At 41.6% G+C, this 26,224-nt stretch carries 27 protein-coding genes; all 27 read left to right on the forward strand.

The genetic code is table 11. The annotated features are described in order from the left end of the window. Window positions 1–403 precede the first annotated feature (403 nt). The 27 genes from sleB (at window position 404) to MKX60_RS16045 (ending at window position 25,994) form a co-directional block, all read left to right on the forward strand. Window positions 404–1,270, forward strand: a complete 867-nt coding sequence (sleB, locus tag MKX60_RS15915; protein WP_076299350.1) for a spore cortex-lytic enzyme — start codon at window positions 404–406, stop codon at window positions 1,268–1,270. A gap of 136 nt (window positions 1,271–1,406) precedes the next feature. After that, window positions 1,407–2,684, forward strand: a complete 1,278-nt coding sequence (gene yfmF, locus MKX60_RS15920) for an EF-P 5-aminopentanol modification-associated protein YfmF (protein ID WP_042189400.1) — start codon at window positions 1,407–1,409, stop codon at window positions 2,682–2,684. Between the two features lie 2 nt (window positions 2,685–2,686). Further along, window positions 2,687–3,967 carry an EF-P 5-aminopentanol modification-associated protein YfmH gene (gene yfmH / locus MKX60_RS15925; protein WP_076285440.1) on the forward strand — a complete coding sequence of 427 codons (1,281 nt, stop codon included), beginning with the start codon at window positions 2,687–2,689 and terminating at the stop codon, window positions 3,965–3,967. Between the two features lie 39 nt (window positions 3,968–4,006). Continuing rightward, on the forward strand, window positions 4,007–4,735 hold the full coding sequence (ymfI, locus tag MKX60_RS15930; protein WP_076299349.1) for an elongation factor P 5-aminopentanone reductase: 729 nt from the start codon (window positions 4,007–4,009) through the stop codon (window positions 4,733–4,735). Between the two features lie 136 nt (window positions 4,736–4,871). Next, entirely contained in the window at window positions 4,872–5,135 is a 264-nt protein-coding gene (locus MKX60_RS15935; protein WP_042189396.1) for a DUF3243 domain-containing protein, read from the forward strand. A 176-nt stretch (window positions 5,136–5,311) separates the two neighbouring features. Further along, on the forward strand, window positions 5,312–6,079 hold the full coding sequence (locus MKX60_RS15940; protein ID WP_042128818.1) for a DUF3388 domain-containing protein: 768 nt from the start codon (window positions 5,312–5,314) through the stop codon (window positions 6,077–6,079). 48 nt (window positions 6,080–6,127) lie between these two features. After that, entirely contained in the window at window positions 6,128–7,090 is a 963-nt protein-coding gene (locus MKX60_RS15945) for a helix-turn-helix domain-containing protein (protein WP_076285441.1), read from the forward strand. A gap of 79 nt (window positions 7,091–7,169) precedes the next feature. Continuing rightward, window positions 7,170–7,331: a hypothetical protein gene (locus MKX60_RS15950; protein WP_179085813.1), complete on the forward strand. Its 162-nt coding sequence runs from the start codon at window positions 7,170–7,172 to the stop codon at window positions 7,329–7,331. Window positions 7,332–7,532: 201 nt separating this feature from the next. Next, window positions 7,533–8,024 carry a YajQ family cyclic di-GMP-binding protein gene (locus tag MKX60_RS15955; RefSeq protein WP_042128814.1) on the forward strand — a complete coding sequence of 164 codons (492 nt, stop codon included), beginning with the start codon at window positions 7,533–7,535 and terminating at the stop codon, window positions 8,022–8,024. A 153-nt stretch (window positions 8,025–8,177) separates the two neighbouring features. After that, entirely contained in the window at window positions 8,178–8,765 is a 588-nt protein-coding gene (pgsA, locus tag MKX60_RS15960) for a CDP-diacylglycerol--glycerol-3-phosphate 3-phosphatidyltransferase (protein WP_036688397.1), read from the forward strand. 109 nt (window positions 8,766–8,874) lie between these two features. Continuing rightward, entirely contained in the window at window positions 8,875–10,161 is a 1,287-nt protein-coding gene (locus MKX60_RS15965; protein WP_042189391.1) for a competence/damage-inducible protein A, read from the forward strand. 299 nt (window positions 10,162–10,460) lie between these two features. Continuing rightward, window positions 10,461–11,528, forward strand: a complete 1,068-nt coding sequence (recA, locus tag MKX60_RS15970; protein WP_042128809.1) for a recombinase RecA — start codon at window positions 10,461–10,463, stop codon at window positions 11,526–11,528. Window positions 11,529–11,693: 165 nt separating this feature from the next. Next, entirely contained in the window at window positions 11,694–12,425 is a 732-nt protein-coding gene (locus tag MKX60_RS15975; protein ID WP_094870271.1) for a regulatory protein RecX, read from the forward strand. A 316-nt stretch (window positions 12,426–12,741) separates the two neighbouring features. Continuing rightward, on the forward strand, window positions 12,742–14,283 hold the full coding sequence (gene rny, locus MKX60_RS15980) for a ribonuclease Y (protein WP_042128807.1): 1,542 nt from the start codon (window positions 12,742–12,744) through the stop codon (window positions 14,281–14,283). Window positions 14,284–14,426: 143 nt separating this feature from the next. Continuing rightward, window positions 14,427–15,221, forward strand: a complete 795-nt coding sequence (locus MKX60_RS15985; protein WP_042189389.1) for a TIGR00282 family metallophosphoesterase — start codon at window positions 14,427–14,429, stop codon at window positions 15,219–15,221. A gap of 200 nt (window positions 15,222–15,421) precedes the next feature. Beyond that, a complete protein-coding gene (locus tag MKX60_RS15990) occupies window positions 15,422–15,682 on the forward strand; it encodes a stage V sporulation protein S (protein ID WP_019910496.1) in 261 nt (86 codons plus the stop codon). A gap of 148 nt (window positions 15,683–15,830) precedes the next feature. Then, window positions 15,831–16,796 (forward strand): dipeptidase, encoded by a 966-nt coding sequence (locus MKX60_RS15995; protein ID WP_341060253.1) that lies wholly within the window; start codon window positions 15,831–15,833, stop codon window positions 16,794–16,796. 138 nt (window positions 16,797–16,934) lie between these two features. After that, complete coding sequence (gene pduL / locus MKX60_RS16000; protein WP_042128797.1) at window positions 16,935–17,507, forward strand: phosphate propanoyltransferase; 573 nt, start codon at window positions 16,935–16,937, stop codon at window positions 17,505–17,507. 333 nt (window positions 17,508–17,840) lie between these two features. Next, window positions 17,841–19,196, forward strand: coding sequence for a DEAD/DEAH box helicase (locus MKX60_RS16005; protein WP_076285444.1), 1,356 nt, complete (start codon window positions 17,841–17,843; stop codon window positions 19,194–19,196). 138 nt (window positions 19,197–19,334) lie between these two features. Further along, window positions 19,335–19,520, forward strand: a complete 186-nt coding sequence (locus MKX60_RS16010) for a hypothetical protein (protein ID WP_339242071.1) — start codon at window positions 19,335–19,337, stop codon at window positions 19,518–19,520. A gap of 319 nt (window positions 19,521–19,839) precedes the next feature. Beyond that, window positions 19,840–20,154 (forward strand): hypothetical protein, encoded by a 315-nt coding sequence (locus tag MKX60_RS16015; protein ID WP_341060254.1) that lies wholly within the window; start codon window positions 19,840–19,842, stop codon window positions 20,152–20,154. A 152-nt stretch (window positions 20,155–20,306) separates the two neighbouring features. Then, a complete protein-coding gene (locus tag MKX60_RS16020) occupies window positions 20,307–20,582 on the forward strand; it encodes a hypothetical protein (protein ID WP_339242067.1) in 276 nt (91 codons plus the stop codon). Between the two features lie 928 nt (window positions 20,583–21,510). Beyond that, window positions 21,511–22,020 carry an endonuclease V gene (locus MKX60_RS16025; protein ID WP_042189378.1) on the forward strand — a complete coding sequence of 170 codons (510 nt, stop codon included), beginning with the start codon at window positions 21,511–21,513 and terminating at the stop codon, window positions 22,018–22,020. Window positions 22,021–22,039: 19 nt separating this feature from the next. Beyond that, entirely contained in the window at window positions 22,040–23,368 is a 1,329-nt protein-coding gene (locus MKX60_RS16030) for an SMI1/KNR4 family protein (RefSeq protein WP_339796738.1), read from the forward strand. Window positions 23,369–24,100: 732 nt separating this feature from the next. Further along, the gene (locus MKX60_RS16035; protein ID WP_341060255.1) at window positions 24,101–24,658 is read left to right on the forward strand and encodes a hypothetical protein; all 558 of its coding nucleotides are present in this window, start codon (window positions 24,101–24,103) and stop codon (window positions 24,656–24,658) included. A gap of 413 nt (window positions 24,659–25,071) precedes the next feature. Next, window positions 25,072–25,710, forward strand: coding sequence for a hypothetical protein (locus tag MKX60_RS16040; RefSeq protein WP_340970833.1), 639 nt, complete (start codon window positions 25,072–25,074; stop codon window positions 25,708–25,710). Between the two features lie 110 nt (window positions 25,711–25,820). Then, a complete protein-coding gene (locus tag MKX60_RS16045; protein ID WP_341060256.1) occupies window positions 25,821–25,994 on the forward strand; it encodes a hypothetical protein in 174 nt (57 codons plus the stop codon). The last annotated feature ends 230 nt before the right edge of the window (window positions 25,995–26,224 follow it).

Raw genomic sequence — 26,224 nt, forward strand, 5'->3', positions numbered from 1 at the left:
ATTAATTTTGGTAAGAAATAAAGGAATTGGCCTGGTTTTTAGGGAGGAACTCCCTAATTCCATTCATTATCAGAGAATATCCATTATTTTCAGGGAGTTTTTCCCTAAAAGTGCGAACCTGTTACTTGGACTATTGTGAATTCATATCACTAAAATGTTGAAAAGTATGACGTATATCTATAATTTCAATTAATGCGTGGTTCCACAGTAAAATGTGGTCCTTTAAATTCATGATTCATATCAACTCCATGGTTTTCTTATTTCGAAAATAGTTGATAATTATTCTCAATTATAATGAAAAGCTATTTCTTCTTTTTTAGTAATGCATAGGATGCGTTGACAGTCGTCATAATAACTTTAGCCATCCATGCAGAACTTACAAAAGAAAGGTAGAGCGAACCCTATGAAGAAACAAAAGATGTGGATATTTGCTGCTTTAACTCTTGCACTTGCTGCCGCGCCGTTTGCAGGAACGTTTTTCAAGGGGAATGGCATTGTTCAGACCAAGCAAAGTGCTGCTGCGTCATTTGTCCACGAGTTAAATAATCCTGACGAAGAAGTCTTGCCGGCTTTCAGTACAACACCCATTAAACTTGGGTCCACGGGTCAGGATGTCTATGAATTGCAGGGAAGATTAAAGCACTTAGGTTATTATGCCGGAAAAATAGACAGTCATTTTGGACCAAAAACGAAGAATGCAGTAACCTGGTTTCAATGGAAATTCGGAATGAAGTCTGATGGCATTGTGGGTGCCAAAACTAAGCTGAAGCTGTATAACGCCACGAAGAACTGGAAGCCTACTGAGCCTTCTACGGGCACGGGAAATAAGACAGCACAGAATAACACTGGCAATAAAACAAATACGTCCAATAAAACGAATTCGCCAGGATTGTCTTCAGGTAATTCTTTGGGCTTATCGGAGAATGATCTGAAAATCATGGCTAATGCCGTGTATGGAGAAGCCAGAGGTGAGCCTTTCGAAGGTCAGGTTGCTGTTGCTGCGGTCATTTTAAACCGTGTGAACTCACCTAGTTTCCCGAATACGCCGTCTGGCGTTATTTTTCAACCGGGAGCATTTACAGCTGTGGCCGATGGTCAGATCTATTTGGAGCCCAATGAGCAAGCACGTAAAGCAGTGCAGCAAGCACTCAATGGTTGGGACCCTTCAGGTGGATGTTTGTATTACTTCAACCCTAAAACAGCGACCTCTAAATGGATTTGGACCCGTCCTCAGGTGAAGACGATTGGTCAGCATATTTTCTGTATGTAAAAAGAAGGATAGAGAATTCAGAGAGCAACCGGGAAGAGGCTTCCGGTTGCTTCCTTACTTTGGAATGGTTTAGAATGGTTAATAATTCATAAACATGATGTAGAGCAACTATCCACGCCGTAAAGGAGTTTTGGACTTGACTAATAATGTATTTCAGCATGGCACCGTAGGAGGCTTGCGCATTCACGTTATGCCAACCAAGGCATTCAAGACCTACGCGATCTCACTTTATGCGGGGATCCCTCTTGATGAGAATACAGTAACCTCTACTGCACTAGCTCCATTCGTGCTTCGCAGAGGTACCGCGACTTATCCGGAGACCACGCAATTCCGCGAGCGTTTGGAGGAACTGTATGGCGCTGGATTCGGGTTTGATATTTATAAAAGAGGCGATTATCAAATCGTTCAGTTCCGCATGGATACTATTAATGACTCTTTTGTACAAAGCCAGGAGAGCTTACTTGAACAATCCTTCGCTTTCTTAGGTGAAGTACTGACTCGTCCATTAGTTGAAGACGGCAGCTTCCGACCTTCGTATGTTGCAACGGAGCGTGAAACCGTTCGCAAGAAGCTGGAGTCCATCGTAAATGACAAGATACGTTACGCTGCTGAGCGCTGTATTGAGGAAATGTGCCGTAACGAGCCATATCGTCTTCACCCTCTGGGGCAAAGAGCGGATCTGGATCAAATCACTCCGAAAAGTTTGTATGAATCGTATAATTCCTGGCTCGATGATGCCATCCTTGATCTCTATGTAGTGGGTGACACAACAGCTGAGGAAGTAGAAAAGCTTGTACAGCGTCATTTCGGTCGGGTTCAGTCCGAGGTGGGCTTATATAGCTCTAAGTTCGTACCTGTATCAGTTAATGAGGTGAGGACTGTAGAAGAGAAGCTGGATGTCAGTCAGGGCAAGTTGAACCTGGGTCTACGCACCTCTATTACTTATAAGGATGATAATTACGCGTCCGCACTTATGTACAACGGAATATTAGGAGGGTATCCCCACTCTAAACTCTTCGTTAACGTACGTGAGAAGGCAAGCCTTGCATATTATGCTTCGTCTCGTTATGACGGCCACAAGGGCATTGGAACGATTCAATCAGGCATCGAAACGCAAAATTACGGCAAAGCCGTGGACATTATAGAGAAACAATTGGAAGAGATGAAAGCTGGCAATATCAGTGATCTGGAACTGAGTCAGACCAAAGCTATGATCCGCAATCAGCTTTCCGAGATTCCGGATTCTGCTTTTGAAATGATCTCTTACGACTTCAACCGCCAGCTGTCAGGAAAAGAACGGACAGCGGATCAGCTATTGGAGCAGGTGGAACAAATCGGTGCTGAAGATGTAAAGGCTGCCGCCGAAACCTTTCAGCTGGATACGATATATTTCTTGACAGGAAAGGAGGAATAACGATGGAACAAATTCATTACGACAGACTTCAAGAGACCATTTATCATGAGGTCATGGATAACGGACTTCAGGTATATGTGTTGCCGAAACCAACCTTCAAAAAGACCTATGCTACATTTGCAACTAAATACGGTTCCGTTGACAATCATTTTCATGTCGCAGGTGGAGAAGAAACCACTGTTCCTGATGGTATAGCTCACTTTTTAGAGCACAAAATGTTCGAAGAGCCAGAAGGCGATATTTTTGCTACCTTTGCTTCAAATGGAGCCTCGGCCAATGCTTTTACAAGCTTTGATCAGACCGTTTATCTTTTCTCAGCAACAGAAAATATAGAGACCAATCTTAGTACGCTCGTTGATTTTGTTCAGCGACCTTATTTTACAGATGAGAATGTAGAAAAGGAAAAGGGAATTATTGGTCAAGAAATTAATATGTATGCTGATAATCCGGACTGGCGCGTGTATTTTGGCCTTATTGAAGCGATGTATTCGAAGCATCCGGTTCGTATTGACATTGCAGGTACGGTAGAATCGATTAGTACGATCACGAAAGAAACGCTGTACACATGTTATAACGCTTTTTATCACCCTAGCAATATGTTGTTGTTCGTGGTTGGGGGTGTGGACCCGGAGAAAGTATTTTCCTTGATTCGCGCTAACCAAAAGGGTAAAACCTACGGCAAGCAGGGTGAAATCAAGCGTATTTTTGAAGATGAACCCGAACAAGTCGCTACAAAACGGCTAGAAAGCAAGCTTGCTGTTTCGATGCCGAAAATCATGTTTGGTTTCAAGGAAAAAGTAGAAGATCTAACAGGTGAAGCTTCTCTGAAACGCGACCTGATAACGAAGCTAATGCTCGATTTGTTGGTAGGTAGTAGCACAGCATTGTATCAAAAGCTTTATGATGAGGAATTGATCTCGGACAGCTTTGGACATGAATTTAATAGTTCTCCGCAGTATGCTTTTTCTGCAATGGGTGGGGATACAAAGGATCCGGACTTGCTTTTAAAACGAATTAAAGAAGAAGTAGATCTAATCTTAAAGTCTGGCTTTGCGGAGAAGGATTTCGAGCGGGCACGGAAAAAGAAAATTGGCGGTTATTTGCGCATGCTGAACTCCCCTGAAAGTATCGCACATGAATTTACACGCTACCAGTTCCGTGGTGGTGACCTGTTTGAAGTTCTGCCTATGTATGAATCGATTACTCTGGCAGAAGTAAATGAGCGTCTGCAAGCCCATGTAAACTGGGAACAGCTTGCCGTTTCATTGGTGGTGAGTCCTTAGGTGAGCGTTTTGGGAGAGAGCAGCAAACCACTAGGGGAAATGACAGTGCTCATTACAGGGGGAAGCGGAGGGATCGGCGGCGCCATTGCGGAACGATTTGCTTCTGTGGGGATGAATATAGTTATTCATTACAGACACTCACATGAAGCTGCGAATGATGTCGCTCGGCGTTGTATGGCCCTTGGCGCAAAGGTAATGACAGTAAACGCGGATATGAAGGATCGTAGTCAGATTGTACGTATGGCGGAAAAGCTTGAGAGTAATGGGATGCAGCCGGATATTCTCGTCAATAATGCCGGTAAATCGCATTACGGAATGCTAGCTGATGTGACCGAAGAGGAATGGGATGACATTATGTCCATTAACTTGAAGGGAACCTTTATGTGCAGTCAGATCTTTATGCCGTACATGGTGTCACAACGTTATGGTCGTATCATCAACGTTTCTTCCGTATGGGGAATCACTGGAGCTTCTTGCGAAGTAGCTTATTCGGCTAGCAAAGGTGGAGTGAATGCCTTTACAAAGGCTTTAGCTAAAGAGCTGGCTCCATCTGGTGTAACGGTTAACGCGGTAGCTCCAGGAGCGGTTAATACGAACATGCTGTCCAATTTACAGGAGGATGAAGTCCGTATGCTGGAGGATGAGATTCCAGTAGGGCGTTTGGCTACGCCTAATGAAATATCTTCACTAATTTATTTTTTGGCTTTGCCTGAGTCCGGGTATATCACTGGTCAGATTATTAGTCCAAATGGTGGATGGATTACCTGATCTTCAGTTGGAGAAAAACTCCAGCATAATAACTTAGCTTCTAAGACATATTATAAGTGTTGTTTTTAAATCTCACGTAAGGCGGCTTACAGCCTGTATGCAGGTGTTTGACCGTAAACATGAAGGAGGATTTAAGATGACACAAGAAGATAGCGTAATCAAAAATTTTGACACCTGGAAGAAATTTCTAGGAAAACGAGTTGTACAGGCGGAGAAACTTGGGATGAGTGAAGACACAATCTCAAAGCTGGCTTTTGAAATTGGGGAATTCCTCGATGAAAAAGTGGATCCAGCAAACACTCAAAACCGTGCAATCAAAGAGCTATGGGATGTCGGCAACGATGAAGAAAAGCAGACGATTGCTAAACTCATGGTCAAGTTGGCGAAAAATCACGCCTAAGCTTGCGGAAAAGCTCCCCTTGTGGGAGCTTTTCTGCAATTATTACAGGACTGACCTTGCCTTTCATTTTTATTTTATATATCATTAACATGACCCGTGTTTCAGACCGCTTTGTCTGAACGGCATTTTTTTGATGTATATCAAAGTGCGGGAAAAGGAATCTATGAGGTGTACAAGTGGAATATAAACAATGGTATATGGAATACAAAATTCACAAGAACAGACCCGGTCTGCTTGGTGATATCGCTTCAATGTTAGGGATGCTAGAAGTCAACATTCTGACGATTAATGGCGTTGAAGGAAAGACTCGCGGAATGTTGCTGGAGACCAATGACGATGACAAAATAATGCTGATGGGCGAAATGCTCAAGAAAGTTGATAATATTACAGTTTCAGCTCTGCGCTCTCCAAGACTCGTAGACAAGCTGGCTGTGCGCCATGGGCGATATATTGAACGGGATTCAGATGATCGGAAGACGTTTCGTTTTACTCGGGATGAGCTTGGTCTATTGGTCGATTTTCTCGGGGAATTGTTTAAAAAAGATGGAAATCAGGTAATAGGACTTCGAGGTATGCCCCGTGTAGGAAAGACGGAATCAATCATTGCTGGCAGTGTCTGCGCGATGAAGCGTTGGACATTTGTCTCCTCGACACTTTTACGTCAGACGGTTCGAAGTCAATTAGCAGAAGATGAGATGAACCCACATAATGTATTTATCATTGATGGTATTGTTAGTACGATCCGCTCTAATGAGAAGCATTATAATTTATTACAAAATGTTATGAGTATGCCAAGCACGAAAGTGATCGAGCATCCAGATATTTTTGTGCGGGAATCTGAGTACACCTTTGATGATTTTGATATTATTATCGAGCTTCGCAATAATCCAAATGAAGAAATATTGTACGAGTCGTTTACGACTAGCTACAGTGATGATTTATAGAACAAGAATGAACAATGATATTCATTGAAATTTACAGGAGGTGATGGTATGTCGGAACTGGGCCGGCAATTGAAAGAGGCGCGTCTGCAAAAAGGGATGAGTCTTGACGATGTCCAGGAAGTAACGAAAATTCGCAAAAAGTATTTGGAAGCCATCGAGTCTGGAGACTATAAGGTGCTTCCAGGAAGTTTTTATGTTAGGGCGTTTATCAAAACGTACGCAGAGGCAGTAGGGATGAGTCCTGACGAACTGCTAGAGGAGCATGGGAATGTACCTGCCCCTCCCGAAGACACAGCCATGGAAACGGTGATTCAAAAACGCAGCCGTAGACCAGAAACCGAACGGAATGCAAAATGGCTGCCAACAGTGCTAATGTGGACATTTCCAATATTAATTATTGTTGTGATTTACATTTATGCATCTAGTTTGAACAAACCGGATCCTGATCAGATTGATCAGACGAATCTGACGAATGAACAGCAGGATCCTACGACTGCTCAAACATCTCCACCGGCTTCAGGAGGTGGAGTTGTGGCGCCAACTTCTTCGGCAGGAACAGAAGCAACAACTGAACCTACTGCAGAGCCAACGCCATTACCAACACCTACGCCTTCCCCGCAATCCATTACAGTTACACCGGATGGGAAAGCAGGAAAAACAACAAAATTCAAGGTTTCAGCTCCGGCTGGAAGTGAAGTGAAGGTTGAGATTTCTGCTACTGGGGTAAGCTGGCTTGAGGTGTATAAAGGTGAGAACTCTAAAGGTGAAAAACTCTCATTTGGTAACACAGCGGCAGGAGATCGTATGAGCTTTGTGCTTGGAAGTGAAGGAATGTATATTAAATCTGGTTATTCACCAGCTACTGAGATTACTGTCAATGGACAAGTGATTACGGATGAAAAGACCTCATCTCGTCTGCTACTTAATCTGGATGATGGTACTGGAAGTGAAACGACCCAGAATGAAGGTACCACGGATACTACTGACCAGACTAATGAAACAGGCCAATAAGAAAAATGATGCATAGACTTTGGCTTTGCGGGGAACATAAGACTGTTTCTAGTTCTTAGCTAAAGTGGGGTGTACATTCATGATTGTTAGCTGGGTTGTAGCTGGACTTGGGGTTATTGTCAGTCTTATCGGATACTATATGACACCAAGTGCTTGGGGTTATGGAATTCTCGGGTTCGGTCTTGCACATATCGTGCTTGGAATTCTAGATATGTTTCGAAGCCCGCTTCGAAGCAGATAGAGAATTTAGAATGTGCGTCTCCAAGGGTATTTTCCATTGGAGACGTATTTCTACCTGAAACACAACTCATTTCGAAGGAAAAGCTCCACTATGTGGGGCTGTTTTCTGTGTCGGGTGAGGTACATATTATCCAATATTAGACTTAAGGGTATCATTCTTTTATAATAGTAGCAGACTAAAAAGTACAAAGGACGTGTAGTTATGAGTTCAGAAAGTTCATTTGATATCGTATCTAAAATGGATATGCAGGAATTAACCAATGCGATCCACCAAACAGAGAAAGAAATTGACAACCGCTTTGACTTTAAGAACAGCAAGAGCAGTCTGAAGCTGGAGAAAGACGCACTTATTATCGCCTCTGAGGACGAATATAAGTTAAACGCTGTTATTGATATTTTACAATCGAAGATGGTGAAGAGAGGTATCACGCTGAAAAACTTGGATTTCGGCAAAGTGGAGCCTGCTTCTCTGGGTAGTGTTCGTCAGCGTTTAGGTCTTAAGCAAGGAATTGATCAGGAGAACGCAAAAAAAATTAACATCCTGATTCGTGATTCGAAATTGAAGGTGAAGAGCCAGATTCAAGGAGATCAGATCCGCGTAACTGGTAAGAGTCGCGATGATTTACAACAAATTATCCAGATTTTACGTAAAGCTGATTTGCCTCTGGACCTGCAGTTCAACAACTTAAAATAGCATTTTGTACCCCGCAGTGCTTATCAGCGCCATTATGCGGGGTGCTTTGTATTTTTTTTGACACCTATTTATAGCTATAATATACTTGCTTAAGTAGAAATAGATGAGCCTGACTCAGGCAATTTGTATGAACGATTTAGGGGAGGAACTTCAGTGAATTTGCCCAACCGCATCACGCTAGCACGTATTTGCCTGATCCCGATTATGATGTTTTTCTTACTGGTGGATTTCAGTTTTTATCCAGAACCGATACATTGGGGCTCTTTTCAGCTATCTGTTAATCATTTGGTGGCAGCTGTAATCTTTTTGCTTGCAGCGAGCACAGATGGAATAGACGGCTACATAGCAAGGAAATATAATATGGTCACCAATCTCGGTAAGCTCCTTGATCCGTTAGCGGACAAGCTGTTAGTTTCTGCAGTTCTGATTTCACTTGTGGAATTGGGCAGATGTGATTCATGGATCGCAATTGTTATCATTAGTCGTGAGTTCGCAGTAACCGGGCTTCGCCAGATAGCATTGTTAGAGGGAAAAGTGGTTGCCGCCAGCAAATGGGGTAAGATAAAGACGGTTGTACAAATTGTAGCGATCTCACTGCTGTTGTTAAATAATTTCCCGTTTCAATTCGTCAGCATTCCTGTAGACGATATTGCCATCTGGGCTGCAGCCTTGATCACTATTTACTCTGGAATTGATTATTTTGTGAAGAATAAGGATCTATTACAGCTGCATAATGCTTAAGCGTTTTAGGCAGCTACATATAGGAGAGGTAATAGGTAAAGCACCTATTACCTTTTTTAAACCCTAAAAGCAGTGTATCTACATTATAACGAGGAGGCGAAAGCCAGCTATGAAAGCGGAGATTATTGCAGTAGGCACGGAGCTTTTGCTCGGTCAAATCGTAAATAGTAATGCCCAATTTTTGTCTATTGAGCTAGCTGCTATTGGGATTGATGTATATTTTCAAACCGTAGTTGGGGATAACAGCAGTCGCTTGCAGCAAGCCATTGAGATCGCTCAAAGCAGAGCGGATGTTATCATATTTACCGGTGGTATTGGTCCTACAGAAGATGATCTAACGAAGGACGCGCTGGCTGCTTCCTTAGGTCGCACACTTCATATAGATCGCTTAGCAATGGATCATGTACAACGTTTCTTTGATGATCGAAAGATTGTAATGACGGAGAATAATCGTAAACAGGCACTTATAATTGAAGGAACTACACCTTTGCCAAATGAGATTGGTCTTGCTGTTGGCATTGCTTTTGAGCATGAAAAGAAATATTATATTGTGCTTCCTGGTCCGCCTCGCGAGATGAAGCCGATGTTCGTAGATAAAGCTGTACCGTGGCTCCAGCAGCACGCTCTAACGACAGAAATGCCACTTTATTCTAAAATGCTTAAATTTGCCGGTATCGGAGAATCACTGCTTGAGGATAAGCTCATTGATCTTATTCACAGCCAGACAGACCCAACCATAGCTCCTTACGCTAAAGAGGGAGAGGTAACCGTTCGTATTTCGACAAAAGCGCCTTCCGAGCATGAAGCTTACAAGAAGCTGGAGATTCTGGAGAAACAGATCAAAGAGATTTTGCCAGAACATTTATATGCAAATATTGATGTGCCACTGGAGCAATTGATTGTGGATTGGATGGCGGATGCAGGTCTGACTTTAAGTGCGGCAGAGAGTTGCACGGGAGGCTTGCTGATGGAGAGTATCACTAACATTCCAGGCAGTGCTTCGATGTTTGCGGGAGGAATCGTCTGTTATTCCAACGACCTGAAGAAAAAACTTCTGAATGTGCCAAGTGCTTATTTGGAGGGGCCAGATGCTCCAGGGGCAGTTAGTCGTGAAGTTGCCGAGGTGTTAGCTGATCAGGTGAGAATGATCGCAGATAGTGATTTCGGTTTATCTGTAACTGGTGTAGCAGGACCGGGCTATTCTGAACGTAAGCCAGTTGGACTTGTATTTATTGGTTTAGCTGAACGCGGGCGTAAGACAGAAGTATACGAGCTTAATCTTAAAGGTACACGTGAAAATATACGACTGCGTACTGTTAAAGCTCTGTTGTATCGTCTATGGCGCAGACTTGAGGAACGGAAGGTGGAGACACCTCTTGAAGGCTCAGACTTGTAATGGGAGATTAGCCCAGTTATAATTGAGACATACGGAAGAACCGTGGCACTGAGATTTCTTTGCTGCGGTTTTTTGTATATCTGCGGAGATTTTGATCGCTGTTTTGGTTTTGATCATAAGTCGTTGATGTCCGGTGAAGTAGAGAAATCAGTTAACTTCTATGTCCGGAGGGAGGCTTACAATAAAAGGGATAATTAACGCTTGAGACAAAAAAAACGAATGTATGTTCGAAAAAAAGCTTGGCAAGACCTCAAAAACACGTTATTATATTATTATAAACAGTGAAGGAAGTGGTCTGATTGTCAGATCGTCGTGCAGCGCTTGATATGGCGCTTCGTCAAATAGAAAAACAATTTGGTAAAGGTTCGATCATGAAACTGGGAGAATCCACTCATATGCAAGTGGAAGTTGTACCTAGCGGATCTTTGGCACTTGATATTGCGTTAGGTATAGGCGGACTTCCCAAGGGACGTATTATTGAAGTATACGGACCTGAATCCTCCGGTAAAACGACTGTTGCTCTTCATGCTATTGCAGAAGTGCAAAAACAAGGAGGACAAGCTGCATTTATCGATGCTGAGCATGCGCTCGATCCGAAGTATGCACGTAACTTGGGCGTAAACATTGATGAATTGTTGCTATCTCAGCCAGATACGGGTGAACAGGCACTTGAGATTGCTGAAGCACTTGTCCGTAGTGGTGCAGTAGACATTATTGTCGTTGACTCCGTAGCTGCGTTGGTTCCTAAAGCGGAAATCGAAGGTGATATGGGTGACTCTCACGTCGGCCTACAGGCTCGTTTGATGTCTCAAGCGCTTCGGAAGCTATCTGGTGCCATTAGTAAATCGAATACAATTGCTATCTTTATTAACCAGCTTCGTGAGAAAATTGGTGTTATGTTCGGTAACCCTGAGACAACACCGGGTGGTCGGGCGTTGAAATTCTACTCTTCCGTACGGTTGGATGTTCGCCGTGTCGAAAGTATTAAGATGGGTAACGACGTTGTAGGTAACCGAACCAAGATCAAGATTGTGAAGAATAAGGTAGCACCTCCATTTAAACAAGCTGATGTTGATATCATGTATGGTGAAGGGATTTCCAGAGAAGGAAGTCTTGTAGACATCGGTACTGAAATGGACATCGTGAATAAGAGTGGTGCATGGTATTCCTATGAGGGTGAGCGTCTCGGTCAAGGACGTGAGAATGCCAAACAGTTCTTGAAAGAACATCAAGATATTGCACTTATCATTGAGAACAAGATCCGTGAAGCAAGTAACCTGTCCACTATTGTTGCTGCACCAAATGAAGCGGAAATCATTGCAGAGCAAGAGGAAGAAGAAAAGCTACTTCTCGAAATCGAACAATAGAATTTACTAAGGAATAGGACGCCCTGTGATTCATTGTTGCAGGGTGTCTTTTCTTAACAGTGTAAGAACATATATATTTGGGGTCCCCCCAAAGTACCTGAGTACGCACCGAAGTTAAGCCGCACTTTGTGGGGATATTTTATTGCTATGAGGTGACAAGCAACTATGGTAATACAGCTGGATATGGATTTTGAATCGGATGAGCAGGACGTACAGGTCCTATCTGATTTTCCTGATGGAGAACTTTTAGAAATTACTAAGGTAGAACGTCAGAAGAAGTCGGACCACCGCTACATCATACATTTCGGAGCCTATAACATGACTGTACACGAAGACGTCATGATTAAATATCGGATGATTACTGGAAATTCTTTTATGAAAGCCGATTTGGAGGAAATTGTTGTTGCTGATGAGCGACAACGAGCTTATGTAGAAGGACTTCGTTATCTAGAACGGAAGCCACGTACCGCTATGGAAATGACTCGCCGTTTACGGCAGAAGGAAATAGGGGAGACTATTATTGCGGAAGTGGTGCAACGGCTACAGCAGGAAAGATTTCTTGATGACCCCTTGTATGCAAAGCAATGGGCGGAGCAACGCATTACGAACCAGCGAAAAGGGAAAATGTGGATTCGCCAAGAGCTACGTGAGAAAGGAATCGACAAAACCTTGATCTCGGAAGCACTGGAGAATGTCAGTCCTGAACAAGAACTAGAAAGTGCACTTCAGATTGGTCGTAAGAAATGGAATCTTATTCGTGGTGAAGCCACAGATAAGCGCAGAAAGACTGGAGCCTTCTTAATGCGGCGTGGATTCTCGGGTGATATGGTGCGACAAGTGATCAATACTTTACTTGAGGAAGACAATTATGAGGGTGAAGATGAGGAATTTTACTAGACTCACTGATTCTCTTGACATTAATGCGCATATCGACTCTCTTGACAATGTCTTTTTATAAATAATAAAATATAACATGAATCGGCATAAAGTAAGAATCCTTTTTCCTTCCCAAAAAGGTGACTTTTTAAAACGGTTCGCGTACAACTCATATGAAATGTAATCGCCGGATAAGGCGGGCAGTGTGCATGTGCAGCATGTGCAGTATGGCAATCGGTTATTTACCGGTTTTTTGTATGGTGATGAACGGATAGTTTAACAACTGCACAATTCCCAGGGATATACCTTGGAGAGGAACCAACGAGGAGGTGAACAGATGCAAGCATGGATCTGGGTCATTATCGTTCTCGTTGTAGCTGCATTATTCTTTGGGTTCGGTTATTTTATTCGTAAATCCCTTGCAGAAGCTAAAATTCAAAGCGCAGAAAGAGAAGCCGTAGTCATCGTGGAGAACGCGAAGAAAGACGCAGAGGCGCTGAAGAAAGAAACAGTATTGGAAGCTAAGGACGAAGTCCATAGAATCCGTACTGAAGCTGAGAAAGAAACTCGTGAACGTCGGAATGAAATCCAACGGCAAGAGAGACGTTTGCTGCAAAAGGAAGAATCACTGGATAAAAAAATGGAATCGCTTGAAAGAAAAGAAGAACAAGTAGCTAACAAAGAGAAACGAATTGATGAAACCCAACAGCAAATTGATGTTATTTACAAAAACCAAGTCACTGAATTGGAGAGAATTTCCAATTTAAGCATCGAAGATGCAAGAAGTATTATTCTTAGCAATGTTGAGCAAGAAGTTCGCCATGAAACGGCTCAAATGATCAAAGAGATTGAACAGCAGGCGAAAGAGGAAGCGGATAAGAAATCCCGCGAAATCATCACACTCGCTATCCAACGCTGTGCAGCTGATCACGTAGCGGAGACAACAGTTTCAGTTGTTACCCTGCCGAACGAAGAGATGAAGGGGCGGATTATCGGTCGTGAAGGCCGTAATATTCGTGCACTCGAAACTCTTACAGGTATCGACCTCATTATTGATGATACGCCGGAAGCAGTTATTTTGTCGGGATTTGATCCGATCCGCCGTGAAGTGGCCCGTACGGCACTTGAGAAGCTTGTGGCAGATGGACGTATCCATCCCGCTCGAATTGAAGAGATGGTGGAGAAATCCCGCAAAGAAGTGGACGAACGAATTCGCGAATATGGTGAACAAGCTACTTTCGAAGTGGGTGTTCACGGATTGCATCCAGATTTGATCAAGATTCTGGGTCGTCTGAAATTCCGTACAAGCTATGGTCAAAATGTATTGAAGCACTCCATGGAGGTTGCTTATTTAACTGGACTGATGGCCGGTGAGCTTGGGGAAGACATCGTGCTTGCAAAACGTGCAGGATTGCTCCATGATATCGGCAAAGCGCTGGATCATGAAGTAGAAGGATCGCATGTTGAGATCGGCGTTGAACTAGCGAAGAAATATAAGGAACATCCGGTTGTTATCAACAGTATCGCGTCTCATCATGGAGATTGCGAAGCTACCTCGGTTATTGCTATGTTGGTTGGTGCAGCTGATGCATTGTCAGCAGCAAGACCTGGCGCTCGCCGTGAAACACTGGAAACGTATATTAAACGTCTAGAAAAACTGGAAGAAATCTCAGAGTCATTCGAAGGCGTTGAGAAATCATTTGCTATTCAGGCGGGCCGTGAGGTACGCGTGATGGTACAGCCAGAGAAGATTGACGATGCAGAGGCATTCCGTCTTGCTCGCGATATTACGAAAATGATTGAAAGTGAACTGGATTATCCAGGACATATCAAAGTTACCGTTATTCGTGAGACACGGGCTGTTGAATACGCTAAATAGGTGGAATATAAGGTTAAGGGATAAGATGTAACTTATACTTTCTTATATTTGTTGAGAATTGGCCCCTAAGCGGGGCCTTTTTTCTTTTGAATATGAGGTCTTATCCATTTAGTTATAGCGGTTAAGATTAGGAGGAGAGAATCATTAAAGTACTATTTATTGGAGATATCGTTGGAAATGTTGGCAGAAAGGCTCTTCGTGAGATGTTGCCCTCACTAAAAAGTAAATATCAGCCACATATCATTATTGTTAATGGTGAAAATTCTGCTGCCGGTAGAGGGATCACCAAGGCGATCGCTAATGAGTTTTTTAACTGGGGCGTTCACGGTATAACTATGGGAAACCACACATGGGACAACAAAGATATTTTTGAGTTCATCGATGATGAGGCTCGGATTATTCGTCCCGCTAATTTTCCGCCAGGAACCCCGGGAAGAGGTTATACAGTCGTTAAAGGGAACGGTAAAGAACTGGCAATAGTAAATTTGCAAGGCCGGACTTTCTTACCTGCTATCGATTGTCCTTTCCGTGTCGGGGAAGAAATTGTGGAAGAGCTTCGCAGAGATCACAAATGTATTTTAGTCGATTTCCATGCAGAGGTAACCTCTGAGAAAATCGCCATGGGATATTTTATGGATGGTCGCGCATCGATTGTTGTTGGGACACATACTCATGTTCAGACAAATGATGATGTGATTTTACCAGGAGGAACTGCGTATTTGACCGATGCGGGAATGGTTGGTTCAAGCGAAGGAATTCTGGGTATGGAAAGAGATGCAGTACTTTATAAGTTCACAACTCAGCTTCCAGCACGATTTGTTGTCGATGAAGGCAAGTGGCAGCTTCACGGTTTATTTGCAGAATTAGATGAAAATACTGGTGCGGCAACTCGTCTGGAGAAGATACGGTTACGTGAAGATGAATGGGTTATGAGCTAAACGTAGAACAGAGTATGGTTTAATCCGGGTAATTTCGCTGAGTTAGGGTAAAGTGTGATATTTTTAATATCATAAAAGAGTATCTTTAATACCGTTTTTGGAAGACGTGGTCCGTAAAAAGAAGGAATTATTTCTTCTCTCGCGAATAACATCTAAAGTAGTGGAAGAACACCATTATTTTCCCAGGGGAGGTACTTACTATGGATGTATTAAAAGTATCAGCTAAATCCAATCCAAATTCCGTCGCCGGCGCATTAGCGGGTGTTCTTCGTGAACGTGGATCGGCCGAATTACAAGCTATTGGAGCTGGAGCACTGAATCAAGCAGTCAAAGCAGTTGCCATTGCCCGGGGATTTGTTGCACCAAGCGGAGTAGATTTGATCTGCATTCCTGCGTTCACTGATATAGTGATTGATGGGGAAGATCGAACCGCGATTAAACTGATTGTTGAACCCAGATAATAGACCTATAGAATGATTGAACCTGTTTACTTTTGTAAACAGGTTTTTTGCTTTTGATTTATAGTCTGGCGTTTTTTTGCATAGTATCTGAAATAGGCATTTGGAAATGAAATGAACGGCTGGGACTGTGAGAAAGTGGGGTTGTAAAATGAGGGCTGATAAGTTTAAAGTAGCGGATTTCCATTGTGATGTGCTAAGCAAAATGCAAGCCTCGCCGGATATAAATTTTGACAATGATCCTCGATTAGATGTTACTGCAGAGCGGCTGGCTTCTGGCGGAGTGGAGTTGCAATGTTTTGCAATATTTCTTTCAACTAACAGAGGAAAACCAAGCTTTGAACATGTTCTAGGGCAAATTGATCTCTTTAGGCAAAAGATAGTGAACACAGATGGGCTTCAGTGGTTACAGTGGAAGGAGCAAGTAGGGAATCGATTAGTAGGAGCACCTCCACAAGCAATGCTCTCTCTGGAGGGCGTAGACGGCTTAGAAGGGAACTTGTTCTATGCTCAGCTCTGTTTCGAACTTGGAGTACGGTTTCTTGGTGTGACTTGGAATTATGCGAACTGGGCAGCAGATGGTGTGCTAGAGAAGCGTAATGGTGGATTTACAGAAAAAGGGAGAAAGCTGATAGAATGGTGCAACGAAAGTGGAATGCTGCTTGATGTGTCGCATTTGTCGCAAACGGGGTTCTGGGAGTTGGCCGATTTAAGCAATCGTCCGTTTATTGCCTCCCATTCGAATGCTGCAGCTATATGTGGGCATGTTAGAAATTTAAATGATGAACAGATTAAAGCTTTGATTGCAATGGATGGAAGAATAGGCCTGACCTTTTATCCGTGGTTTGTAAGTGATGATGGGAAGGCTCGCATGGATGATTTGTTAAAGCACATTGAACATGTATGTAATCTCGGCGGTGAGAAGCATATGATGTTTGGCTCGGATTTTGACGGCATTGATACTTGGGTAGAGAAGTTGGAGCATCCGGGAAAATACCCTGATCTTATAGAGCAGCTGCTCCGTTATTATCCAGAGGATACTGTGAAAGGCTGGATGTATGAGAATGCGGCCTCTTTTTTAAGCGCAAATTTACCCTCTCAGGTGTCTAAACCATGACAATCTTGTGCAAAAAACATAAATTGTCGAAAAAAGGGGCTTCGTTATGATGCAGCCCTTTTTATTTTTGGGTAAGAAGATGTATAATGGTTAATGGCTTGTACAGATACTAGAGAAAATACAAGGAGTGACTTTACAATGAGTAAGACTGTACCCGTAGGTGTGTCGGCTAGACATATTCACCTTACGCAAGAGCACGTGGAGGCTCTGTTTGGCCCAGGATATCAATTAACTGAGTTCAAACCACTTTCCCAACCAGGACAATTTGCAGCAAATGAACAAGTAGCAGTTATCGGTAGCAAAGGTAAATTTGACAAGGTAAGAATTTTGGGACCTGCTCGTCCGGCTTCCCAATTAGAAATTTCCCGTACTGACTCCTTCGCACTTGGCGTGAAAGCTCCAGTTCGCGAATCTGGAAATATTGAAGGAACACCTGGCATTACGCTTAAAGGACCTGCTGGTGAAGTAGAATTAGAACAAGGCGTTATCATCGCAGCTCGTCACATTCACTTCCACACTTCTGAAGCTGAAGCTTGGGGCATTGCGGATAAGCAATTGCTTAAAGTCCGTCTCGGTGGCGACCGCGGTCTCGTATTGGAGAACGTAATTGCTCGTGTATCCGACAGCTTCAAACTTGATATGCATATTGATACTGACGAAGCTAATGCTGCTGGTGCCAACAATGGCGACACTGCTGAAATCGTAGACTAGTCTTCATACGAATGATAAGAAGCGGGGGAGAAATCCTTCGCTTTTTTTGTTGTGTGTTGGGAAACGTTATTTGGCTGATACGCATACTTAAACATTTTTCGAACTGTATAGCAGCTATTTCGGTATTTTGATGTGTTTTGCTAAGGTATCGGACTGCATAGCTCTTATTAGCTATTAATTGTACTGGTATCCTGAAATGGATTTTTAATGAAAATTGGTGTGATGATAAAGAATATCTATTATTATGTGACTAATTGTGTTATGATTATTGTTTATGACGTGACAAATGGTTTTAATGTTAAGAATATATGTATTAGAAATTAAGGAGACCCAATGACATTTAACGAACTGAATATTATGCCTGCGATTTTAAAGGCTTTAACCAAAGAAAACTATACATCACCTACACCTATACAGGAGCAATCGATCCCAGCTGTATTAGCAGGTAGAGATTTACTTGGATGTGCTCAAACGGGAACAGGAAAGACAGCTGCATTTTCTGTACCTATTATTCAATTATTAAGCGAACAAACAAGTCCCAATAAATCAAGCAATGTGCGACGCATTCGCTCGCTGATCTTAACACCGACAAGAGAACTTGCGATTCAAATTGCTGATAACATAAAAGCGTATAGCCAATACACAGATATCCGCTCTGCTGCCATCGTTGGCGGTGTATCACAGAAAGTACAAGAGCGTGCCCTGAATCAAGGTGCTGATATCTTAATTGCTACACCAGGAAGACTTATCGACCTGATCAATCAAAAACGTGTGGATTTACAGTATGTCCAAATTCTTGTCTTGGATGAGGCTGACCGCATGCTAGATATGGGTTTCATCCATGATGTGAAGCGAATTATCGCCAAAATGCCAACGAAGAAACAAACACTGTTCTTCTCGGCAACGATGCCTACTGAGATCTCCAAATTGATCAAAACCTTGCTTGTGAATCCAGTAAAAGTAGAAATCACACCCGTGTCATCTACTGCGGATAGAATCGATCAATCGATCTATTTATTAGAGAATGGAAATAAGCAGAATCAATTGAATCTTTTGTTACAGGATAAATCAATCATTTCTGCTCTGGTGTTTACTCGTACAAAACGTGGTGCGGACCGTGTTACACGCGATCTAGCGAAAGTGAACATTTCTGCACAAGCCATTCACGGCAATAAATCGCAGAATGATCGTCAGAATGCATTGCGGAATTTTAAAAGTGGTGCAACCCGCGTTCTTGTAGCTACGGATATCGCCGCGCGAGGAATTGATATTGATGAGCTGTCTCATGTAATCAACTTCAACTTGCCGAATATTCCAGAAACCTATGTGCACCGGATCGGTCGTACGGGTAGAGCTGGGTTAAGCGGAACGGCAATATCTTTTTGCGAATCTGAAGAGCTTCCGTTCCTTAGGGATATTGAAAAATTGATCGGAAAATCGATTCCAGAAGTGAAGGATCATCCGTATCCGATGTCTCGTAAAACGCAAATGAAGACAGAACGATCTTCGAAACCGTCAGGTTCGAGATCTGCTTCTTCAAAACCATCGACCTCCAGACCTTCAACAGCTAAACCAGCGGGGGCAAAACCAGCGGCATCTAAACCTGCCAAAGCAAAGCCTAAGTCTAACCCTCCACTTAAGCCAAAGTCCGAGTGGTTCACTAAAGGAAGACAAACGAGCAGCAGATAAGTTACTTTGAACGCTGTACGTTTTTTATAGTAAGACCTCAAAACCGTCAGAGAAATCTGATGGTTTTTTTGTTAGTTGATGATAAGGGGAATTCAAGATAGGGTATAGTTTTTGTAATATTAGGGTGGGGTGGAAGTTATGAAGAAGATATTTAAGGCACCTAATTCGATCGTATGCGAAGAAATCATTCCGAGTATTTTTAACTCATGGGACAAGGATGCTTTGTTACTTCGAGTAAATAATGGGAGTGGAAAGTTAATAACTAAATTTGGGGTGGATAACTCTGGTGAGCGATTGATGAAGTTAAAGATTCACAAGAGGTAGGGAATGACCTTAGTACTGCATTTGAAAAGGTTAAACCTCTACTGAGTATTCTAGAAAATGGTTATTACCTGATGTCTTATATAGAAATGATACCAACTAACGGAGAAGGAGAGTTTTTTTGGAACTTATTTACTAAGAGGAGAACGTATAATGCGTCAGCTGATGTTTTTTACAAGTACCATTCAAGCAAGGGGGTTCCCAAATTCCTTCTACCTTCTCAACGAATCGATTGTTTAAACATTGAAAGAGTTATGAATATAGGGAGCGAATTAAAAATGGGGAGATCATGACTCGGCTCACATATTATTATGAAGGTTTTATGAGTACATTAATTGACGGACATCATAGGTCCACTGCTGCATACATAGAAAATAAAACTTTAGAATATCTAACTATACTTAAAGTTTCGGGTTATGGAATTGATAGTCATGAGCCAAAACATTTTTATGTTAGTAGTATGGGATATGAGTTCAAATTGCTCAAAAATAATAAGAAAGTCTACAACAATTTAAAAAAGGATTTTTCTTCGAAAAAAGCTAAGCTTACAGCGGATGAGATTCAGTTCATTATTGAAGACTGCGAGAAAATTAAATGTGAGAGAGAAGTGTCAAATGAAAATAGCGTTCTAGACTGAAAAATAAAGTGTTAGACTCGGCAAATAAAGTATTAGACTGACACTGCGTTATTAAGGTAACGGGCAGGTTAGTTCAATAGGACACGACATAAATTTGTTTAACCAGACATCTTCATTTAGAATAAAAGAAGAGATAGAAGGGAGTGTCGCAAATGGAATACCTATCAATTACGATATCACTTGTGTCCTTAGTTGTATGTTTAACTGTGTATAACAAAGTAAGTGCCATGGAAGCTCGTATCAAAACAATGCACGTAAACGTTGACCAAATTGCCAAGTCTGAAGGTCTGCCCCCACATCTTGTTCAAAATGAGGTTCTCCAGCTCGTACGTAACGGCAAGGAAGTAGCAGCTGTTAAAAAAGCGAGAGAAGTGCTTGGTTTGTCACTATTAGAAGCGAAGCAATATGTGGATGCCCTAAAGGAATAGCTGCAACAATGCGTCCATTCAAATAATAGCCCAAAAAAGACTATCGACAAGTCCATTCGATAGTCTTTTTTATGATATATTATCAAAAATTAAACAGGAGTAGTAATATTGCTGTCGATGGTACCTTTGCGGTAATGGCTTTAAGCTAATGGGCAGGTTAGTTAAAAGGGCGTTTTATTGAAATTAACCGAAGTAAAGGAATAGTGAAATGTTTACGATTCTTCTTGAACTAACGGGACACGTTAGTCTAGAGATCCTGGGAGCAGTTTGCCACCGCGGCAGCTGCTCCTTTCTTCGTTAAGTTAACGGAGGATAGTTTGTAAATGCTGATATAAGGATGTACATATTTGCTTGTGTAAGAATGTTCTAAAATGATTGGTATAATCCTTAAAAACAGCTGCTAAGCGCTTTTCTAGGATTATATGCGTACAAGTGAGCTTCTTGTACATAGTTTTCTGTGAATATTACATGTATAGAAGTGAATGGTTTGTGAAACAAAACCATTCCAACTCTATATATGCCAACAACTGAAGCGAGAGCGGAAGGCGTTAGTTAGAGCCAAAGATTCTTAATTCTTTGTTATTATTCAAGCGTTTTGTACAATCTTATCCAAGCGAAACTGTACATTTAGATTCAATCATTTACACCCTATCCTATTCTTTGGAGGAGGCCGGGGGCAGGATAAAATCCTGTTCCCCGTTGTCGGCGGCGAAATGGCACGTCAAAAATCCAGCCTGTCAAGGGTTTTAGGGTGGAGATTTTTTCTGTGCTGCGCCTGCGGCAGAATAAATACTACCCGCCCCTTGATAGGTTAGATTGGTGGAGTGGTGGTATTGGGATAATCTATAGATCATCCTGCACGGCAAAATGTGATATATTGGCTATAATCTATAGCTTAAAATGAGCTTAAAGGAAGGAATCGCTATCAATGATCATCGCTGTCGATGTGTATTATGAGGAAAATAAAGCGAAATCAGTGGGGGTTATTTTTCAATGTTGGGAAGATTCTAAACCACTCGAAGTCATCATGTCTTATACGGAAAATCCTCACAAATACGAAACGGGTTTTTTCTATAAACGAGAGCTCCCTTGCATACAGGAACTGTTGAAACTTACTGACATAAATCAAATACATACCATTGTTGTGGATGGCTATGTGTACTTAAACAATGAGAAAAAGCCCGGGCTCGGACATTATGTTTACACAAATTTTTCAGGGGAAATTCCAGTGATCGGTGTTGCAAAAAATGCCTTTCACGACAACGAAGCCTTTGTCAAAAAGCTTTACCGAGGCAACAGCTCCAAGCCTTTGTATATAACCTCTGTCGGCATGGAGCTAGCAGTCGCTGCCGAGCACATACAGAGTATGTACGGAGAATACCGATTTCCGCATCTGCTGAAATTGCTGGATAAGCAAACGAAGGAAGCCCGGCTATAATCAACAGGGGGGATTCAATATGTTGTTTTGGAAGAAAGAAACACAACTTGATCGAATAAAAAACAAACTCGAAAAGGCCATGCGCAAAGATACGGCTTTTTTGGTGTTTGGAGCATCTTCACATAAATACAAGGTTTATGAAGTGCTTACAGCAAAAGAGCTTGCGGACTGGCAAGCAAAGAATCAAGTCACACTTCCGGAGCCTTATGCCCAGTTTTTAACGAAAGTCGGAAATGGAGGTGCCGGGCCTTATTACGGGATTTATTCGATTGAAAAAGCAACTTCCTATACCGAAAGAAATGCATTCACTACAAAATGCGTTCTACACCCGAGAATGACAAAAGAAAAATGGAACCATCTGATCGAGCCACTGATCAGTGATGAAGACATCTCCGACCCGGAATACGACGCCGCCCGTGATAGGGTGATGGGCGGCATGTTGTGCATTGGCACACAAGGCTGTGAATACGATATGTATCTCGTACTTGAAGGGAAACACAGGGGGAAAATCATTTACACTGCAGTTTTTTATCCTGATCATCCCTTTTTCTTTGTCTATGAAGACAACTTTCTGGACTGGTATGAGCGCTGGCTGGACGAAATTATTCTGGATTATGATATCGCGTGGTTTGGCAGTAGAATGCCGGGCGATGAAAATGCGTTGATACAGGTTTATCAAAACGCCCCAAACGAAGAAATCAAATCAAAAGCGCTTGATGGAATGTTCAAGTTTAAGAAAATCTCGCAGCCAACCATTGATTTTTTAAGGAGCGTTGCTGAGCAAAGACAAAATGATCGCACCACAGCCATTCAGCTAATCTGCAAAACCTCTTTTGATGCGGGAAGAGACTATCTTCTGGAGCTGTTGTATTCTGAAAGAAATGAAGATTTTTTACAAGCTTTAATGATTCTGAATTGGTACGGTAAATCTTTTGATTTAGCGGAATTTATAAAAGTGATATTGCAAAGTCTTGACAGGGTTCACGATTCGGAAACGTTACGTCATGTGGGGTATGTTTTGGAATCTTCCGGCGCGATTACACTTCAGAACTTTGCGTCCTTTTTGTGCCACACCGACTCGAATATTCAATCTGCCGCAATCTATGCCACACGCAATTGCAATGACAAATCGGAAAGTTGGGAAATCATTGAACAGATGTTAGTGGGTGGCGATAAGGAGGTTGTGAAAAACACTATTTTATTTTGGGGCGTTATCCCTCATGAGAAGTTATTGCGTCATTATAAGGTTGCATGGCCGGAATATAAAAGCAATATTAATTTCAGAGAAAAATTTACAGGTTGTTTGAAAAAATTAAATTTGCCAGATGATTATTTTGACAAAGAATAATTACTCATTATTCATACAATGCGGATGCATGACCATAAATCAAACTTTATCCTATAAATATTAGTGGGTCTAATATCTACAAGACCAACAACCAATTAGTTTTAGGCAGGTCACGGTTTACACCGTGGCCTTATTTTTCTGTCGAATGACAAGAATATAAGCCGATTAATTACCGCGTAAATCGTGGTTTTATTGTTTTATCGGTACATATTCTTGTCAATGTACAATGTCAAGAATATGTACCGATTGCCAAAGAGCTATTAAGTTTTCTCACGAAGGCTCATTTATTCGTGAAATTTGTCAGCTTGATAAGTGACGATAGATAACGCTCTACAGGAATGCTAACGGGAAACGATAGTTCAACCATGACAAGGCTGCCAGCACGATTGGCAGCCTTGCTGCGCTAACGGGCAGGATAGCTCAGTAATTTCGCGAATACTCAACATACGGAATTATTCACGAAGTTCGCGAATAAGACGTTGTCTGAAACCCCTGATTATATAAACACAGAAACAAGAACGCTAGTTTGCATTTCTGTTTTAGGATAGAATGAAAGTACACTAACGTGTACGTTAGTGGAATAGCGGTTGCTTCGGCAGCCGTTTTTTATTTATTCAACTAACGGGCAGCAGAGCGTAAGCATTTCGACGAATACTTCATACATAAGAAAATTCACGAAGTTCGTAAATAAGGCGTTATATGAAACCGCGGTGCAAGGAAAGGATTGAAATCATGGATCTGATCAATGAAGAAATTATAGAATGGTTTCACTCAGTCTTGAGGAATAAACTTTCAACAAAGGAATTTGAACAGTGGCTTTATGACAAAGAAGAGATACTTGAAGAATCATTAGGTAAAGATGTCTATTTTAGATTGATTAATCTAAATTATAATTCTAAATATGTGATGGATGAATTAGAAGGGCAACTTACAAAAATTCTTAATTATAGGTCAGTTGAAGAGTTTAAGATCAGAGATCTATTAAATCGATTTGTTTATATTGAGGAGGAATTCATTAGTTCTTGTTCACAGATTTACAGGGAGTATTGTAATGGATATTCCTTTTTTAGGATGATAGCCCTTAAATATATTGTATTTGATTACGATGATCAACTTGCAGACCCAGTTAAAAGGTCAGAGTTTTCCCGACAATATAAAGATGAATTGTTAAATGAAGGATTGAGATTGCTTAGTTTTTTTGATTCTAATGAAATAGAAATAATTAGTGAGAATGAGTACGTAGATAAGAGACATAAGGATCTGAAGATTGAAGAGCAATATTGGACGTAATTCAAGGCTTAAAAAAAGATGTTGTTATATTGCTTGAATCAATTGTTTTTTTCGCTATTGGCTTGTTACTTACTGTAAATGTAGCAAGTAAAATTTATGAGAGTTTTGGAATTGAATTCTTTACTCAACTCTCAGAAGCCCCCTTTTAATGCTAGATTGATGACTTTCAAACTTCCAACAACACTGTACCATATATTGGGATTTTTATGTTATCGTGTCGTTAAGCTAACGAGGAACTAGAGTTCAATAATGAGGGCTGCCGAGAGGTAGCCCTTTGTTCAACTAACGGGCAGATTAGTGGAGTAAAGATATGGTAAAATATATAACATGCCCCCTTGATGGTTAAGGAGACTGACTTGGAATATTCTTAAGTCAATCGATAGCAAATTATACAAGGATAAGGTGTGCTGCGGATGACTGATTTTACAATGATTAAAAAGCTGTTTCATATTACGAAACGAAACGGGTTTAGTCATGACGAGATACAAACCATTAAAAATAATTTTGGTGAATTGCCCCAGGTGTTTATAGATTATTATTTGGAACTCGGTAAAGACGAGCGGCTGAACCATACGCAAGATAGTTTGATCAAGCCCGAGCAATTCCAATACTTCAAGCATAGCGAATATTTAATTTTTTATTGCGAGAATCAGCGTGCCTGTGTCTGGGGAATCCATAGGAACGATTTATCCAGGTCCAATCCCCCTGTCTATATGAGTTACGATGAAAAGGTATGGAAAATGGAATTTGAAACATTGACCGATTTTTTTCAGGCGATGGCCTATTTGCAAACCGTATTCGCTCTTGAATACGGCTGTGTATCGTTCTATTCCATTGAACAAACCGACTTGGATTTTATTCGTGAAAATTTTAAAAACAAAGGTATTTCCTTTCGGCATTGGATTGGCATCGAATTTTATGGGAATTACGATGACAGCATAATAACGGTGATGAATAATGACGATAGTTTTGATTTGATTTATGCTTCAAGCGACAAAGAACATTTTGATAAAATGGATCGGGTTCTCTCAAAACTAGGAGTAGTACTTTGAAATTTTCTGTTTCAAGAAGTCAACAAAATAGGGACTTCAGAATGTCATCAATAAGTTAAATAGCTTGGAATAGCCTTACAGAAGAAGTGCGAAAAATAGAGTTAAATCCAGTGGGGCAAGCATCTGTTGTACTGTTTGGAATTGAGGATGAACGAAATGCTAATTGGATAAAAAATAATTGTTCAAATCAGATAAAAGATGAATTTGTTGCAGTTACCTTAAAAACTAAAGACGATGAAAGGCTTGGTCCAATTATTATATATATTGATGTCCTGAGAAAATAAAGTTGTAGACTGAGAAAAAAAGTATTAGACTAGCGGACGCTTCATTAAGCTAACGGGCAGTTATGAGTAACTTCCAGGGAATGTAAACGTCTAAATAAAGTAAGGAACGAGGAGGCAGACATTTCATGAGAGGTACGAATGTATGGGAGGCGGAGTGGGAGGTTAACGAAGAGCAGGCGCGGACGCTGATCGGCAGACAATTCCCTCAGCTGTCATCGAAGCAAGTGAAA

Origin of the sequence: Paenibacillus sp. FSL R5-0914, from assembly GCF_038004525.1 — a bacterium.
GTDB lineage: Bacteria > Bacillota > Bacilli > Paenibacillales > Paenibacillaceae > Paenibacillus_AQ.